This window comes from Phycisphaeraceae bacterium (genome assembly GCA_019636555.1).
Classification (GTDB): Bacteria; Planctomycetota; Phycisphaerae; order Phycisphaerales; family UBA1924; genus JAFEBO01.
On sequence record JAHBXH010000001.1, the window covers coordinates 2,397,362 to 2,412,379 of the forward strand.

The following is a 15,018-nucleotide window of genomic DNA, read 5'->3' on the forward strand; positions in this document are numbered from 1 at the left end:
CAATCCGGTCCTGCGGTGTATCTCCGCCGACCGCTCGCAACGGACCGCGCCGCGTGGATCGCGCTCCGCGAATCAAGCCTTGATCATCTTTTGAAGTGGGAACCGCGTTTGCGTGTGCGCTCCGAGGCGGAACGCTGGGACACTTTCTTTCGGACCTCAGATTCCGACGAACGCCAGCGATTGCTGATCTTCCGAAACGAAGATTCGCGCATGGTCGGCTACGTCGGTTTGAACGGCATCCGGCACGGCGCGCTCCAGGGCTGCGATCTCGGCTATTGGATGGGCAAGGAATTCACCCGCCGCGGCTACATGACCGAAGCGCTGTTGCTGGCCATCCGCCATGCGTTTGGATCGCTCGAATTGCACCGCGTGGAGGCGAACGTTCAGCCGCACAACGTTGCGTCGATCGGCGTGCTCAAGAAAGCGGGCATGCGCTTTGAGGGAGTGGCGATCCGGTTTCTGCAGATCGACGGCAAATGGTGCGATCACCAGCGCTGGGCGATGACGATCGAGGAATGGAAAGACCCGCTCGCCCCGATCAAGCATCAACCTGCACGGCAGAAACGGCAGACCTGAACCGCCCGACGCATAGTAAAGCGGAGAGGGGGAGATTCGAACTCCCGAGAACCCTTACGAGCTCTGCCGGTTTTCGAAACCGGTCCATTCAACCACTCTGGCACCTCTCCGAACTCGAACCGAGCCACGATCTTTCGGCGCCCCCGCGCCCACGTCAACATCATTTCTTCCGGCTGTTCTCGCCCGGGCGCCGAAGGAACTGCGGAATCGCACCGAGGATTTCTTCCGGCTCACTCATCCGACCGGTTCCGATCGTGCGGCACGCCTGCCAGCCCGAGCCCGGCCCGACGAGATAAAAACCGTCCTCCACGAGCTGCTTGGTGTTCCGCTGAGTGCTCGGCTGCGACCACATGACGTCATTCATTGCCGGCGCGAGTACGACCGGCGTCTTCCGCCGATCCACCGCTGAAAGAATGAGCGTCACGACGTCGTCTGTCCGACCGGTCGCGAGCTTTGCCAGGCAATCCATCGTGGCGGGTGCGACGATGGCCAGATCGAGATCCTTCGCGAGCGAGATGTGCTGCGGATCCTTCGATTCGATGTGCTCCCACGCGCTCGTGTAGACGGGCGCGCCGGAAAGAGCCTGGAAAGTAAGCGGGGTCACGAAGTGCGTCGCCGCTTCCGTCATCGCGACCGTGACGTTTGCACCGGCTTGCGCGAGCCGGCTGACGATCGTGCAGGTCTTGTACGCCGCGATCCCGCCCGTGACGCCGATCAGAACGCGCCGCCCGGCAACAAAACCGCGGAGCGCTTCCGGATCTGCGGTCGGGCCCAAGCCTGCCATGCCGGAACTCGACGATCGAGCCGGTGATCCTGACTTTGATGGCGCGGACTTCGGCACGATTCGCCCCCGTTTCGCCGCAAGGGCGCGGAACTACAGAAGCGCCTCGCTGGGCTCCATCGAGATCGACTTGGCTTCGACGAGCGAAGCGTTGTCGAAATCAAGAGTGATCTTGTCGGACATGATCTCTTCGATCACGATTTCAAGATCGGTGCGGCCGTTCCGCTCGACGAGAGGACGAGAGCCCTCCATGAGCTGAACAAGCCGGCGCTGGATCAGCGCGCACAACTTGAAGCGGCCCCCGACTTTGTTCACAATACCGTCGCTCTTCAGGGCTTCGATCATGCTTCTATCGGTCCTGTCTTAAAGACTGCTTCCGGTCCCGGGTCATGCCGCCCCGCGTCGTCCGGATTTTCCTTGCGTGCGAATTTCGGATCACCTATACTCAGTCACGCGAATCGAACGTCGCTCGCGATCGTCGCTCACCAGTGGGCTATCCGGTTTGCACCGGGAGCTTTCTGGAGAATGCGTGCGATGGCGCCGCTCTTTCGCCGTGCGATAAGTTTAGGCCCGTTTCTGATGAAAAGCACGCCCGCTCCGCGGGTTGCGGATTGGCGTGCACCGGCTTTGTCCGCGGGAGCGCATCGGCGCTTCGCCGTTCTGCGGCTCGGATTGCTCGACAATGTCCAATCTCGTCCGTGACTGGAGCGTCGGCAACAAGGTTCGCCATTCCGATCGACCCGAATGGGGAGTCGGAGTTGTGACGGCTGCGCAGTCGCTCGTGCAGGAAGGCGTGCGCTGCCAGCGATTGACCATCCGGTTTGACAAGGTCGGAAGCAAAACGATCTCAACCGCCTTCGCCAAACTTCTGGGCGCGGGTGAATCTTCGGAGCCTTTTTCACTCGGCTCCACTCTTGGAAACGCAACAATGTCTACGTCCGACACCATTCTGAATCTCGAGGCCAAGGCCGCGACGGAGGACACATTCCTTCGACTGCCCGAGGCGGCGACAGACCCCTTTTCGACCCTGCAGAAGCGCGCGGTCGCAACCCTGAGCCTCTACCGGTTCACGCCTTCCGGAGCCTCGCTCCTGGACTGGGCGGTTATGCAGTCCGGGATGCGCGATCCGCTCAGTCGTTACAACCGGCACGAACTGGAAACTCTCTTCAATCGCTTCAGGCAGAACCTCGATGCCCACGCGCGAAAGACCCTGAAGGAGCTGAAGAAGCTCGATGCCGCGGCATTCAGCCAGACGCTCTCGCAGGCTTCTCCGGAAGCCCAGGCCGCCGTGCGTCGGATCGACATCAACCGTTGATGTTTGGCAACACCCCGCAGCACCCTTCTATCCGACAGCCCGAATGAGCGGACCGGCCTGTCGCTCGCGCCCTCACAAGACTCAAGACATCGCCTTTTCTCGGACCGCGCCGGAATTCGCGCTTTGGCACGGGTTCGGCCCATTGGTTGCATCGTCTCCCTCCGTTCCTGGCTTCCCATTCGGGAAGTGACATATGGAGAGAGACATGAACGAACAGGACTTTCAGAAGAAGCTCGGGGAACTCATGGCCCAGATCGGCGAGCTCCCCGAGACCGATCGCGCACCTCTTGAAGCCATGGCCGGCGAAGCGCAGACACGACATGACAAAATGCGTCAGACGATCGGCGACCTGCAGGAGTCGCTCGACTACCTCCGGCTCAGCGTGAAGTACCTTGTCTTCGATCTCGAAGCCACGCGGCGCGAAAACGACTACCTCCGCAGCCTGCTCGAAAAACGCAACAGCGAATCCGAGGGCTCGGACTGATCGAGTTCGGCTTGTTGGCGGATCCGGAACGCAAGAGCGTTCTCCCCGGATGAAACCAAGCCCCCCCAAAGCGACGGCTCCGCGCGCGTTGACTCCGCCGCGCTGGAGCCGTCGCACCTTTTTCGAGCGGCCTGCACAGACCCGGGCGCAGCTTTGTCGGGCCCGCAAAAGTCGGCTATGCTTGGACCACGCCGGAGAGGTGGCCGAGAGGCTGAAGGCGGCGGTTTGCTAAACCGTTATACGGATTTAGGTCTGTATCGGGGGTTCGAATCCCCCCCTCTCCGCTTGATTCGATCTGCCCGGTTCTCGGGCATTTTTCTTGCGCCACCGCAATCCGCCCCGCTTGGTTCCCGCCCCGCAACTCCCTGATCCGCAAACAGTTGCCACGCCCCGCGAGGAGCCCACTGAAGCTCGCGATTCCGAAGAGTCAGGTTCGAGCCGACGTTTCGGAAGAAACGCCAAGTTTTCACGGGATCGCCGCTTTCTGCGATGCAAGCGGCTTCATAAGAAGCACTTAGAACACGCTTCGCCGGTTCGAGCCATCCACCGCTTTCAGCGAGTGCCCCGAGCTCTTCTTCTGCCTTGTGCTTGGCTTGGACAAGCCGATTTTTCGTTTCCCGGTATTCTTCAACCGAGATTGCCTTGTCCAAATACACCATCATCAGCCGATCCAATCGGCTTTGATCCGCGGCAATCTCCGCTCGCAAGCGATACTCCTCAATTTGGGCAGCGTTCACGTCATTTGCCGCTTCTTGCTCGACCGCAACCCGCAACTCGTTGGCTAGCAGGCTGTTGAAGAATCCCGCAAAGCCCGCGCAACCGGAAGTTTCCGGCGTGCGAAGATGAGGGCATGAAGGGCACACCCGGTCGGCAGGCGGCGATCTACCACACGTTCAACGTCGAAGATTTGATCGAGACTGGCCATCCGCTGCGGCCGATCAAGCGGATGGTGGACACGGCGCTGGCCGAGATGACCCGCACGTTTGCCGCGGCGTACAGCAGCCTCGGGCGGCCGGGCATCCCGCCCGAGACGCTGCTCAAGGCGCTCCTGCTGCAGTGTCTCTACACCATCCGGTCCGAACGCGAGCTGTGCAGGCGTCTGAAGACCGACCTCCTCTTCCGCTGGTTCCTGGATTTGCAGCCATCGGACGAAGTGTTCGACCACTCGGTCTTCACGCACAACCGCGACCGGCTGGCCGAGCACGGCATCACGAGGAAGTTCTTCGAGCATGTGGTGAAGCAGGCGATCGATGCGGGATTGACCAGCGACGAGCACTTCACGGTGGACGGCTCGCTCATCCAGAGCCACGCCTCGCTCAAGAGCCTGAAGAGGATCGAACGCGAGGCGTCGGACAAAGACGACGATGGACCATCGGGACGCAACCCATCGGGGGACTTCAAGGGCGAGCGGCGGACCAACGCGACGCACGCCAGCACGACCGACCCGGAGGCGAAGCTCTACAAGAAGGGGAATGGGGTGGGAGCGTTCCTCTGTCACTCGGGCCATGCGCTCACCGAGAACCGGCACGGGCTGGTGATGAGCGTGCGGGTGGATGAAGCCAACGGCACGGCCGAGCGTGCCGGCGCGCTGGCGATGCTCGATCATGTCGAGTGCCGGCACGGGGTGCGTCCATCCACGCTGGGTGCGGACAAGGGGTACGACGCGGGGGCGTTCCTGCTGGCGCTCGAGGAGCGCTGGATCCGGCCGCACGTGGCGATCAAGGAGGGCAAGATCGACTGGGCGGGCGCTCGCGCGGACGAGGGGACCTGGGCGCGGTGGTTCGTCCGCGGTGAACGACGGAGCGCCGCGTTCAGGAAGAGCCAGCGACGAAGAAAACTGGTGGAGGAGTTCTTCGGATGGGTCAAGACGGTGGCGGGGATGAGACGGGCCAGGCACGTGGGACGCGAGAAGATCGGGCAGTGCTTCGAACTCGCCGCCGCGGCGTACAACCTGGTGCGGATGCGGAAGCTGCTGGCGGCGTGAGCGGTGCGGGAAACCAGCCAGCAGGAACGATGCCGCCGGGGAAGTGCTCAAATCGCCGGCAATCGGCCGTTGTTCAACAGCCTGCTAGAGTTTAGTGCTTCGTGGACAGTGCGGCAAGCCAGCACTTGGCTTGCCGCAAAGCCATTCTCTTGAGTCACAAGCTACACGTTGAGCAATCGGACTGCGTCACTAGCGGACGTCCTGACCTTTAACACCGTAAAGAGTGTAAAGGCCAAAGACTTCCTTCTCACTGGTGCAATCAAACCAATCGCCCAGGCCATTTGGATAGGGCGTCACCATGTTTTCGGGCGCGGTCTTTGCCGCGTGCCCATCGACAAAGGCCGCTGATCGTTCCGACTTATTGATTCCGCGTCCTTCAAGAAATCCAATTTCGCCCTCGTTCGTGATCAGCGCCTTTTTCTGTGGAAAGGTCACTTCGTTCAATCGCGTGGAACGCCACTGCGATGGCCCGAGGCGTTCGTACGGATCCCAGAATTTCGGGTCAGTCAGAAATGACGAAGCGTACCAGTAATACTGCGAAAAAACCTGCGGTTTCTGTCCGGGCGGAGTGAAGGAAGCGTCCCACGGGTTGTCCCCGTAATAGCTAGGTGCGAGCGCCAAGTTCCAAGCCCAACACGCCCCGAAATATGGCACATAGAAAGCTCGCCCTTGGAACCTGTAAACTGTCGCCGTGCTTTTCGGTTCGGTAATCGCGGGAAACAACTCGCGGAAGTCATTTGCGTAGCTGGCGAACACTGTTCCGTGAGAACGAAGCTGTGCCAGCCGTTTGGTATCGCGAGCCGCCGCTCGCATTGGCATGAGCGAAGGCACGACAAGAGCAAGTAGGATGGCGACGATGGCTATGCTCACCAGCATTTCAATCAACGTAAATCCATTTGCGGGCGATTCGACAGGGGGAAGAGTTGGAGCGACTGTCGCTCGGCCCGCCGAAGCAGGGTCCAGCTTTCGACGAGGCCAAAGAACAAGAGCGAGGGCGCTGCAAAGCAGCAATACGCCGTCGCGAAACAGTACCGCCTTGGCCGTCTCGCGTTGGTAAACGTACTCCGACAGCAGCCCCAAGCACCCGCACTTTGGGGCCTCCCCCGTCAACAGCTGCGTCACATAGGCGGCGCTTGCCATTACTAGGAAAACGAACATTCCGATGAACACGGCCTTCGAACGCCCAAAGAAAAGAAAGCCGATTCCGGCGGCAACTTCTAAAATCGGAAGGCAAACCAGGACAATGCTCTTTACCGGTCCGGGGAGCACAGTCCAAGTGGACAACGCCTGACTAAAGCCCGGCAGATCCGCAAGCTTAAGAATGCCGCTGACTGCAATTACGCAGGCAACGGCGGATGCAAGCAACCAGCAAACCTTCGCAGTCATTTGCAACCTCAAAGGATCTACTCGACCGCGCCGCAATTGCCCTCGGCAAAGCGGCTGTTCATCGTGTACGAACTAAAAATAGTGGGCTGAACGCAATCCAAGCTGACCTTCGTGAGATGTGACTTCTTGCAAACGGCCGGCTGGGGTGCGCCTGGCGCGGTGCCCCCGTTCGACGAGCGTCTGCAGGCAATGACTTCGCTGTCCTCTGTGGAAAGAATTGGGCAAATATTGGTAAAGGTGCCTGCCGGTGCCTTGTCACAAACGGAAGGATAGATTTGATAATCTGACCAACAAGGCAGGGTCTCGTCGCCCGCAAATGAGGCTGCGGCCACCAACATGATCGCTGCCCCGAGTCCCGCTGCCAATGTTGCACTCCGATTTCGCATGTCGACTCCCTTAGAAACGTCCAACAGCATCTCTCCAATTTAGCCCGGCTTACGAAGCCACGCCCGGAGAGCAATTAAGCCGATAATTACAGATCCGCCAATCAGCCATCCAAAAAGCCTCAATCGATCGCTTGGAGACGAAGCATCTACCCTCACCATGTTTTCAGCCGAGCGCTTGGAAACCTCCATGCTTCCGCTACGACCATCAATAAAAGTCCGGAAGGTCAATTCCCCTCGAACTGGGTCGGGGCGTCCCTCTTGGGGCGGCATCGCCATCTCTTTGATCTTGGCCTCATCGACCGTCTCCACTTTTACCAACTGGAATTCATACTTCCCGCCGCCCCACCTTCCATCGCTCGAGGCCGATGAAGCCATCCAGAGGTTTGGCAACCGTAACGACCATCCGCTAATGCGCCAACCCCCCGCATCCTTACCCGCTTGATCGAGGTGCATGTTTTCAGAAATGAACCCTCGATTGGCTGAGTCGTTCCACTCGACAATCAGGCGACGGGCAAGACTGCCATCAGCACGCTTCAGAATCACCTTCCATGAACTCCCTTCTTGGGAGATACTTTGAATCGTCTGACCTAGGCGCGCCGCTTCTCGCAGGCCTCCTGTTACGAGATAATCTAAACCCTCTAGCTCCATCGTGAATGCCGTCGCGATGTCATGCCCTTCAAGTGGCTTAACTTTCGGGGACGTCCACACGAAACGCTGGGGTGACAGCGTCCACAGGTCATTACCGCTTTCGCCAAAGTCAAGAAACGATGACTGAGCCCCCGTGCAGGCTCGCCAAAGTGAACTGCTTCCAAACCACACCTGTTTGTTCTCGACGCTACCCTGCGGTGATCGACGAGCCTGCTCGATTTCAAGCGCCTTTCGATCCGGATGATCCGGCTTCTGACCGACTCTTTGCTGAAGTGCGACAAAATCGGAGTCCGAAATGCTCGATCGAGTAACCAGGTTGAATGCGATCCAAGTGTTGGGCGGAAGCACACTCCGAGGATCTGCTTTGGGATCCAAGAACGGTTGGAGCCACTTCTCTACAACCGTCTGATCAACGGCAAACGCTGACGCGGCGCCGTGCATTGAGATCAGGACACATGCTTTGACCGCTCTGGTAAACCGCATGGGCGAATAGTACCAAATCTCTGCTCGGCCGTAAACCAATCCGAACCCCAACACCAGAGACAGGAACCGGACTTGTCAAACTGATGTCACACGCCGCAATTCTTGCCGGTTGCCCCTACGGGAGTCATCGAAACTTGGCCCTCATGCCTTCGCCATCAGTGCGAACACAAATCTCGCGGCGCAATTAAAAAAGCCGCCTCCACGAGCGGCTTTCAGGAACAGCGTTGATGACGCGTTCTACCGCTTTCGCCGTACGGCGAGAGCACACCCGCCGATCAGCACTGGCGCAACGCCCGTCGCTGGAACAAGCGGCGGCGGCACATCGGATGTCACTGTTGCGGGATTCATCGCGTACATGCCAGGCCAAAATGTCGGACCAACAACGAGAATGCTCAAGCCCGCACCCGGCGTTGTCGTTGCATCAAGAAATGCTTGTGGATTCGCAGAAGGCCACGGGTGAGCCAATGGACGGATAAGCGATACAAGGAAAGACCAGTTTGAAAGGAATGCGAACTTCGGAGTGATGTCGTACGCGAATCCATCGTTGAACGTGTAATCCGCCGCTCCGACGACGGACGCGAATGTCGTAGCGGATGCACCCTTGAAGTACCGAAGTTCGGCATACGACGACTCAATCTTGTTGCCCGGAACGTTGAACGTCGCCATGTCGAGATACAAGTCCAATCTCGCGGACTCGAATCCGGCGGGATTGTCACCAACCGGTACACCGGTCCATCTGAAATGCGTCCACGCTGCTGAAGCAGAGTGAGTCATTCCAACAATCGCGGCCATTACACATCTACGCCCGCAAGTCCACCGACGACAAGACGAAACAAATCCGATCGATCGAAGATCAAATCGCGGAAGCCAAGGACTTGGCAAAGCGATACGAGCTTGAAGTCGTCCAAGTCTTCGTCGAACGTCAAACGGCTAAACGCCCCGGCCGACCAATGTTCGGCGAAATGCTTGATCGCATCGCCAAAGGCGATGCGTCAGGCATCATTGCTTGGCATCCCGACCGTCTTGCTCGCAATTCGATGGATGGCGGACGTGTGATCTATCTGATCGACACGGGCGTCATTCGTGATTTGCGATTTCCAACGTTCACGTTTGAACCTACGGCTCAAGGCAAATTCATGCTTTCCGTGATGTTCGGTCAATCGAAGTATTACTCGGACAACCTTGGCGAAAACGTGAGACGCGGGAAAAATCATCGCATCAAGAACGGGCACTGGCCCCAGGTCGCTCCTCTCGGTTACGTCAATGATCGAAATCGACACATGGTTGTGCCACACCCGGTGTATGGGCCGCTTGTGACGAAACTCTTTGAGCTATATGCGACCGGCGATTACACGCTCAAGGATGTTCGGCGAATCGTGAGCGACTTGGGACTCTTGGGTCCACGGGGAAGGCCTCCGTCGGACAGTCGGATACAGCACGCATTGCAGAATCCGTTTTACTACGGCCTGCTTCGATACAAAGGCGAGTTCTACCAGGGCAAGCACGAGCCTTTGGTCAGCCAAGAGGTCTTCGACAAATGCCGCGTAGCCATGAATGACCACGCCCGATTCAAGACATGGGGAGTACTCAAGCCATTCATGTATCGCGGGCATGTTCGGTGTGGAGAGTGCGGAAGCACGATCACGATGGAAATTCAGAAAGGGCACCGATATCTGCGATGCACGAAGAAAAGGGGGCAATGCAGCCAAAAGTACTTGCGGGAAGAACATCTCCACGAGCAAGTCCGGCAAGCTCTTTGGTCAGTCAGCATCGAGGAAGACCTAGCAGGCTGTTGAACAACGGCCGATTGCCGGCGATTTGAGCACTTCCCCGGCGGCATCGTTCCTGCTGGCTGGTTTCCCGCACCGCTCACGCCGCCAGCAGCTTCCGCATCCGCACCAGGTTGTACGCCGCGGCGGCGAGCTCGAAGCACTGCCCGATCTTCTCGCGTCCCACGTGCCTGGCCCGTCTCATCCCCGCCACCGTCTTGACCCATCCGAAGAACTCCTCCACCAGTTTTCTTCGTCGCTGGCTCTTCTTGAACGCGGCGCTCCGTCGTTCGCCGCGGACGAACCATCTCGCCCAGGTTCCCTCGTCCGCACGCGTGCTCGCCCAGTCGATCTTCCCCTCCTTGATCGCCACGTGCGGCCGGATCCAGCGCTCCTCGAGCGCCAGCAGGAACGCCCCCGCGTCGTACCCCTTGTCCGCACCCAGCGTGGATGGACGCACCCCGTGCCGGCACTCGACATGATCGAGCATCGCCAGCGCGCCGGCACGCTCGGCCGTGCCGTTGGCTTCATCCACCCGCACGCTCATCACCAGCCCGTGCCGGTTCTCGGTGAGCGCATGGCCCGAGTGACAGAGGAACGCTCCCACCCCATTCCCCTTCTTGTAGAGCTTCGCCTCCGGGTCGGTCGTGCTGGCGTGCGTCGCGTTGGTCCGCCGCTCGCCCTTGAAGTCCCCCGATGGGTTGCGTCCCGATGGTCCATCGTCGTCTTTGTCCGACGCCTCGCGTTCGATCCTCTTCAGGCTCTTGAGCGAGGCGTGGCTCTGGATGAGCGAGCCGTCCACCGTGAAGTGCTCGTCGCTGGTCAATCCCGCATCGATCGCCTGCTTCACCACATGCTCGAAGAACTTCCTCGTGATGCCGTGCTCGGCCAGCCGGTCGCGGTTGTGCGTGAAGACCGAGTGGTCGAACACTTCGTCCGATGGCTGCAAATCCAGGAACCAGCGGAAGAGGAGGTCGGTCTTCAGACGCCTGCACAGCTCGCGTTCGGACCGGATGGTGTAGAGACACTGCAGCAGGAGCGCCTTGAGCAGCGTCTCGGGCGGGATGCCCGGCCGCCCGAGGCTGCTGTACGCCGCGGCAAACGTGCGGGTCATCTCGGCCAGCGCCGTGTCCACCATCCGCTTGATCGGCCGCAGCGGATGGCCAGTCTCGATCAAATCTTCGACGTTGAACGTGTGGTAGATCGCCGCCTGCCGACCGGGTGTGCCCTTCATGCCCTCATCTTCGCACGCCGGAAACTTCCGGTTGCGCGGGCTTTGCGGGATTCTTCAACAGCCTGCTAAGGCTGTTCGGTCTTGTTCGCGAGGCTTGCGAACAGCCTGGGAATCTGTCAGGTTCGGTCGGCGTCGGGACCTCCAACGCCGGTCTGGGATTCACCATCCCAAAACGTGAGAATCGTTCGAACGTTTTGGAGTAGTCTCCGCTTTCTCTCGCATGCTCCCGCGCGGTTCTCGCACGGAGTCGTCGGTCATCCCCGCGTGCAAGGCAATATTTCTTGACCTCGTGGACGCTTGGGATCAAGTCTTTCCGTGAGCTTCGATTTCGGATCATGCGCCGAATCTGCGGTTCATGATCGTGCATCGGCGGGAGCGTGCCGATCGCATAGTGACATGCCGGTTTCCGCTTCTTTCGCGTCGTCCGCGACGAGTTCCGATTTGCGCGACCGGATGCAGCCATGGTCCTCTGGCTTTCGTCGCCGCACGGGGATCACTCGCTCGGGAAATGCTCGCAGCAAATTCGGGCTTGCGATGACACCGAGCGGAAAACGAGATTCGTCAACGACGATCACCCGCCGGACGCGATTTTCTATCCGGGAAATTTTCCTGTTGAGATGCCTCCTGCGCCATGGGATGCTGTTCATTGTGCGGAGCCGCCCGTTCGTGGTATGGACGCCGCGGTCCAAACGACACGAGAAGGTGACTCATGGAGCGCAGCTTCAACCCGGATTTCCTTGATCAGACACTCACCTGCTCTCGCCGCCACCGCATCAAGCGCTTTGGTACCCTCGGGGCTGCCCTGCTGCTTGCGATCGCCGGCTCGACGACCGCGCCCGCTGGCGTGATCTTTGTGAACGGCGCGTCGCCGTCCAGCGGCGACGGCTTGAGCTGGACAACCGCCTTCAACACCATGGACAGCGCGCTTGCCGCCGCGCAGAGCGGCGATCAGCTCTGGGTTACCAAGGGGATCTACAGCACACCGAATGTATACACGAGCTTCATGGTTCCCACCGGGGCCAGCCTCTACGGCGGATTCTCCGGAACCGAGACTGATCTCAGCCAGGCTCGACCGAACGAGAACGTCACAATCCTGAAGGCCCCAGTCTCTTACCACGAGGGATCTTCGGTCCTTGTTCTTGAAAGCGGCGGCGGAATGACCATCTCGGGATTTACGATCCGTGATGGATACGCGCCGCGGCTGAGCGGAACTCGCGCGGGCGGAGGCGGCGTGCTCGTGCAGGGCGGCACGGTGTCGATCCTGCATTGTGTGCTCGCGAACAATAGCACGTACACCGTGCCCAACGGCGATTTCGGGCAGGGAGGGGCAATCTGCATCGTCAACAGCGCCGACGTGACGATCAGCGACTGCCATTTTGATTCCAATTTTTCGCACGGATGGCCCGAGTGGGATTTTATTGTCTGGCCACGCCCGCCCCTCCCGGGCCACGGTGGCGCCATTTATGTTGACGGCAGCACGTTGGTGCTTCGCAACTCGACATTCTCAAGCAATCGCGGAGGAGAAACATCGGCGGAATGCATCACCGGTAACGGCCATTCACCCGGTGCCGCCGCGTCCGGCGGCGCGCTTTATGCTCTCAATTCCTCGCTTGCAGTCTTCGACTGTGATTTCTTTGGGAACTCCGCTGGGTCGTCCTTCGGCATCACCTGCGGCTTTCCCGACCCTGTTTTTGGCTATGACACACAGGGGGCCCGGCAGGTGAGGGAGGAGCCGTCTATCTCAGCGGCGGGTCCGCCGCGTTCTCCCGCTGCAATTTCATGGGCAATTCTGCGGGACGGAGCGATGTCGGCTCGAGCTCCGGAGGTGCGGTGTATGCGGCTGGTTCGGCCACCTTCGCCAACTGCCGTTTTCTCGGGAACCGTGCCGGCAACGGCCTGCAAGAAGGCGACGCCGGAGACGGAGGCGCCATTTTCTCAAGCTCGCTCGTCTTCCTCGTGAATTGCGAACTCACCGGGAACAAGGCCGGTAAGGGCGACACCTCCACCGCTCCGCCCGGACGCGACGGAATCGGCGGCGCCATCTGCGCCATCGGCGACAATTCGATCGACAACTGCACGATCGCCGGCAATATGGCGCGCGGTCAGGGAGCAGGCATATACAAAGCCAACCTCAGTAATTCGATCGTCTTCTTCAATCAGTCAGAGTCTCTCGGCCAATCACTCGATGCCCAAGTCGTCGGTGGAATCGCGGTGTACTACGATGTTCAGGGATGGATTCCCTCGATCTCCGACCCGATCCTCCAGAATTCGAACGTGGATCCCGAGTTCGCCGACATCCTCGGCCCCGACGGCATCCCCGGAACGCTCGACGACAACAGCCGCCTGACCCAGGGCTCGCCCGCGATCGATTCTGCGAATGGCACACGGCTCTTTGCAGATCTCATCCACTACGGACTGCTGGAGTTCCTGAATGTCGATCTTGATGACCGCATCCGCGTCGTGGACGATCCGAACGTGCCGAACGCAAGTTTCGGTCCACCGCTCGACCGCGGCGCGTATGAGTTCTGGCCGTTTATTTGCACCGGCGACCTCAATGTCGACGGACAAGTGGACGACGCCGACTTTGCAGTCTTCGTTGCGGCATACAACCTGCTGGATTGCACCGCGTTGTCAATGCCCGCGGGTTGCCCCGCCGACTTCAATCATGATTCCGTCGTCGAAGACGCCGACTTTGTGATCTTTGTCGGCGCGTACAACGAATTGATTTGTCCGTGAACTTCCAAGATCAAGTTCTGAAGATTGCCGCGGCCTCTGCGCGCTCGAAACAAAAACACCGCCCCGGAGTACAGGGCGGTGTTTCGGCAACGAGCAGCGATTCAAATCTCTTCGGGGGTGTACTTCGCGGCAGCGGCTGGGCGTTCGACCGATGAATTCAACTCACTGTACCGAAGCCGAGCGAGTTCGACTCAATCCATCAGACCGAATCGGTAGCCTGCGTTCTTGACGGTGTGGATGAGGGGTCGCCGGTCGGCCCGGTCGATTTTCCGGCGCAGTGAGGAGATGTACACATCGATCACGTTGCTGGTCGGTTCGAAGTTGACGTCCCAAACGTTTTCACCGATCTGCGCGCGACTCAACACGCGATTCTGGTTGCGCATCAGGTACTCGAGCAAACCGAATTCACGAGCCGCGAGATCCCAATACTCTTCGCCGCGCTTCGCGCGCCGGGTGTAGAGATCAAGTTCGAGGTCGTCGCAGCGCAGGTACTTGCTTTCGGTCGACTGGTGCCGCCGCGTCATGGCGCGCATGCGGGCGATGAGTTCCTCGAATCGGAACGGCTTGGGCAGGTAATCGTCGGCGCCGCAATCCAATCCTTGCACTTTGTCCTCGGTCGTGCCGAGCGCCGTCAGCATGAGGATGGGAGTTGACACCTTTCGTCGCCGGAGATTGCGGCAGACTTCGAATCCGTCGCGGTCCGGCAGCATCAGGTCGAGCAGAATTGCGTCGAACGGCGAACTCGCCGCGAGATCTTCGCCCTCGGCACCCGAATGCGAAACATCAATCGAGAAGCCCGCATCTTCGAGACCGGTCTGAATTCCCTTTGCCATCTTCACATTGTCTTCGATCACAAGGGCCCGCATGTGTCACTCCTCGTCGTCTCGCCCCGCCCCACCAATCGAAAGCGCAATCCGCGCTCTCAACCTGCAGGAAAACCATGTTCTCATACTCAGATGAATCCTGATTCACGAAACACTCCGAGATGCGAATCACACCCCGTTTCCATGATGTTTTATCCGTGCCGAACAAGACGGCGTACGCGGCGCTTCCGCATCGCGACGAACAACCCGTCCGGCGATGCACGCCCGGCCGACTGCATGGCATCCGTGCAAATCCGTTTCAGGATCGAATCTTCACGCTTGTTCTCCGCGGCCCGAAGCTGCCGCAACATCTCCTCCGCGTTCCTTCGCTTTTTCATCGCGCCTTCTTCCCCTCTTTGAATCCGTTAACCCG

The 15,018-nt window shown here is 59.6% G+C and carries 14 protein-coding genes and 2 tRNA genes; 8 read left to right on the plus strand and 8 right to left on the minus strand.

Features of this window, described 5'->3' with window-relative positions; all coding sequences use genetic code 11:
* The first annotated feature begins 15 nt into the window (after positions 1–15).
* The gene (locus KF691_10060; GenBank protein MBX3389784.1) at positions 16–576 is read left to right on the plus strand and encodes a GNAT family N-acetyltransferase; all 561 of its coding nucleotides are present in this window, start codon (positions 16–18) and stop codon (positions 574–576) included.
* 21 nt (positions 577–597) lie between these two features.
* Here the strand turns inward: KF691_10060 and KF691_10065 are convergent.
* From KF691_10065 to KF691_10075, 3 genes are all read right to left on the minus strand, one after another.
* Positions 598–686: transfer RNA gene (locus tag KF691_10065), tRNA-Ser, on the minus strand.
* 50 nt (positions 687–736) lie between these two features.
* Complete coding sequence (locus KF691_10070; GenBank protein ID MBX3389785.1) at positions 737–1,360, minus strand: phosphopantothenoylcysteine decarboxylase; 624 nt, start codon at positions 1,358–1,360, stop codon at positions 737–739.
* Between the two features lie 90 nt (positions 1,361–1,450).
* On the minus strand, positions 1,451–1,702 hold the full coding sequence (locus KF691_10075) for a DNA-directed RNA polymerase subunit omega (GenBank protein MBX3389786.1): 252 nt from the start codon (positions 1,700–1,702) through the stop codon (positions 1,451–1,453).
* 337 nt (positions 1,703–2,039) lie between these two features.
* Between KF691_10075 and KF691_10080 the strand changes: the two genes are divergently transcribed.
* The 4 genes from KF691_10080 (at position 2,040) to KF691_10095 (ending at position 5,140) form a co-directional block, all read left to right on the plus strand.
* Positions 2,040–2,672: a DUF3553 domain-containing protein gene (locus KF691_10080; GenBank protein ID MBX3389787.1), complete on the plus strand. Its 633-nt coding sequence runs from the start codon at positions 2,040–2,042 to the stop codon at positions 2,670–2,672.
* A gap of 205 nt (positions 2,673–2,877) precedes the next feature.
* Positions 2,878–3,156, plus strand: a complete 279-nt coding sequence (locus tag KF691_10085; GenBank protein ID MBX3389788.1) for a hypothetical protein — start codon at positions 2,878–2,880, stop codon at positions 3,154–3,156.
* Positions 3,157–3,349: 193 nt separating this feature from the next.
* Positions 3,350–3,440: transfer RNA gene (locus KF691_10090), tRNA-Ser, on the plus strand.
* Positions 3,441–4,006: 566 nt separating this feature from the next.
* Positions 4,007–5,140: an IS5 family transposase gene (locus KF691_10095; GenBank protein MBX3389789.1), complete on the plus strand. Its 1,134-nt coding sequence runs from the start codon at positions 4,007–4,009 to the stop codon at positions 5,138–5,140.
* Between the two features lie 189 nt (positions 5,141–5,329).
* Here the strand turns inward: KF691_10095 and KF691_10100 are convergent, their stop codons facing one another.
* The 3 genes from KF691_10100 to KF691_10110 all read right to left on the minus strand — a co-directional run bounded on the left by KF691_10100 (position 5,330) and on the right by KF691_10110 (position 8,709).
* The gene (locus tag KF691_10100; protein ID MBX3389790.1) at positions 5,330–6,526 is read right to left on the minus strand and encodes a type II secretion system protein; all 1,197 of its coding nucleotides are present in this window, start codon (positions 6,524–6,526) and stop codon (positions 5,330–5,332) included.
* A gap of 425 nt (positions 6,527–6,951) precedes the next feature.
* On the minus strand, positions 6,952–8,043 hold the full coding sequence (locus tag KF691_10105; protein ID MBX3389791.1) for a hypothetical protein: 1,092 nt from the start codon (positions 8,041–8,043) through the stop codon (positions 6,952–6,954).
* 237 nt (positions 8,044–8,280) lie between these two features.
* Positions 8,281–8,709, minus strand: a complete 429-nt coding sequence (locus KF691_10110; protein ID MBX3389792.1) for a hypothetical protein — start codon at positions 8,707–8,709, stop codon at positions 8,281–8,283.
* A 209-nt stretch (positions 8,710–8,918) separates the two neighbouring features.
* On the opposite strand from KF691_10110, the gene KF691_10115 reads away from it, so the two are divergent.
* A complete protein-coding gene (locus KF691_10115; GenBank protein MBX3389793.1) occupies positions 8,919–9,839 on the plus strand; it encodes a recombinase family protein in 921 nt (306 codons plus the stop codon).
* Between the two features lie 73 nt (positions 9,840–9,912).
* Here the strand turns inward: KF691_10115 and KF691_10120 are convergent, their stop codons facing one another.
* Entirely contained in the window at positions 9,913–11,046 is a 1,134-nt protein-coding gene (locus tag KF691_10120; GenBank protein MBX3389794.1) for an IS5 family transposase, read from the minus strand.
* 709 nt (positions 11,047–11,755) lie between these two features.
* On the opposite strand from KF691_10120, the gene KF691_10125 reads away from it, so the two are divergent.
* Positions 11,756–13,006, plus strand: a complete 1,251-nt coding sequence (locus tag KF691_10125) for a right-handed parallel beta-helix repeat-containing protein (GenBank protein MBX3389795.1) — start codon at positions 11,756–11,758, stop codon at positions 13,004–13,006.
* Positions 13,003–13,782 carry a hypothetical protein gene (locus KF691_10130; protein MBX3389796.1) on the plus strand — a complete coding sequence of 260 codons (780 nt, stop codon included), beginning with the start codon at positions 13,003–13,005 and terminating at the stop codon, positions 13,780–13,782. Before KF691_10125 ends, KF691_10130 begins: the two co-directional genes overlap by 4 nt.
* 191 nt (positions 13,783–13,973) lie before the next feature.
* Here KF691_10130 and KF691_10135 read toward each other — a convergent pair whose 3' ends face one another.
* Positions 13,974–14,648, minus strand: a complete 675-nt coding sequence (locus KF691_10135) for a response regulator transcription factor (protein ID MBX3389797.1) — start codon at positions 14,646–14,648, stop codon at positions 13,974–13,976.
* Positions 14,649–15,018: the final 370 nt, after the last annotated feature.

What these genes read in the sequence shown, in the direction of transcription:
- KF691_10105 (MBX3389791.1), bottom strand. Translation starts at nt 8,043, where the DNA reads ATGCGGTTTACCAGAGCGGTCAAAGCATGTGTCCTGATCTCAATGCAC.
- KF691_10135 (MBX3389797.1), bottom strand. Translation starts at nt 14,648, where the DNA reads ATGCGGGCCCTTGTGATCGAAGACAATGTGAAGATGGCAAAGGGAATT.
- KF691_10120 (MBX3389794.1), bottom strand. Translation starts at nt 11,046, where the DNA reads ATGAAGGGCACACCCGGTCGGCAGGCGGCGATCTACCACACGTTCAAC.
- KF691_10125 (MBX3389795.1), top strand. Translation starts at nt 11,756, where the DNA reads ATGGAGCGCAGCTTCAACCCGGATTTCCTTGATCAGACACTCACCTGC.
- KF691_10095 (MBX3389789.1), top strand. Translation starts at nt 4,007, where the DNA reads ATGAAGGGCACACCCGGTCGGCAGGCGGCGATCTACCACACGTTCAAC.
- KF691_10070 (MBX3389785.1), bottom strand. Translation starts at nt 1,360, where the DNA reads ATGGCAGGCTTGGGCCCGACCGCAGATCCGGAAGCGCTCCGCGGTTTT.
- KF691_10110 (MBX3389792.1), bottom strand. Translation starts at nt 8,709, where the DNA reads ATGGCGACGTTCAACGTTCCGGGCAACAAGATTGAGTCGTCGTATGCC.
- KF691_10080 (MBX3389787.1), top strand. Translation starts at nt 2,040, where the DNA reads ATGTCCAATCTCGTCCGTGACTGGAGCGTCGGCAACAAGGTTCGCCAT.
- KF691_10075 (MBX3389786.1), bottom strand. Translation starts at nt 1,702, where the DNA reads ATGATCGAAGCCCTGAAGAGCGACGGTATTGTGAACAAAGTCGGGGGC.
- KF691_10085 (MBX3389788.1), top strand. Translation starts at nt 2,878, where the DNA reads ATGAACGAACAGGACTTTCAGAAGAAGCTCGGGGAACTCATGGCCCAG.
- KF691_10100 (MBX3389790.1), bottom strand. Translation starts at nt 6,526, where the DNA reads ATGACTGCGAAGGTTTGCTGGTTGCTTGCATCCGCCGTTGCCTGCGTA.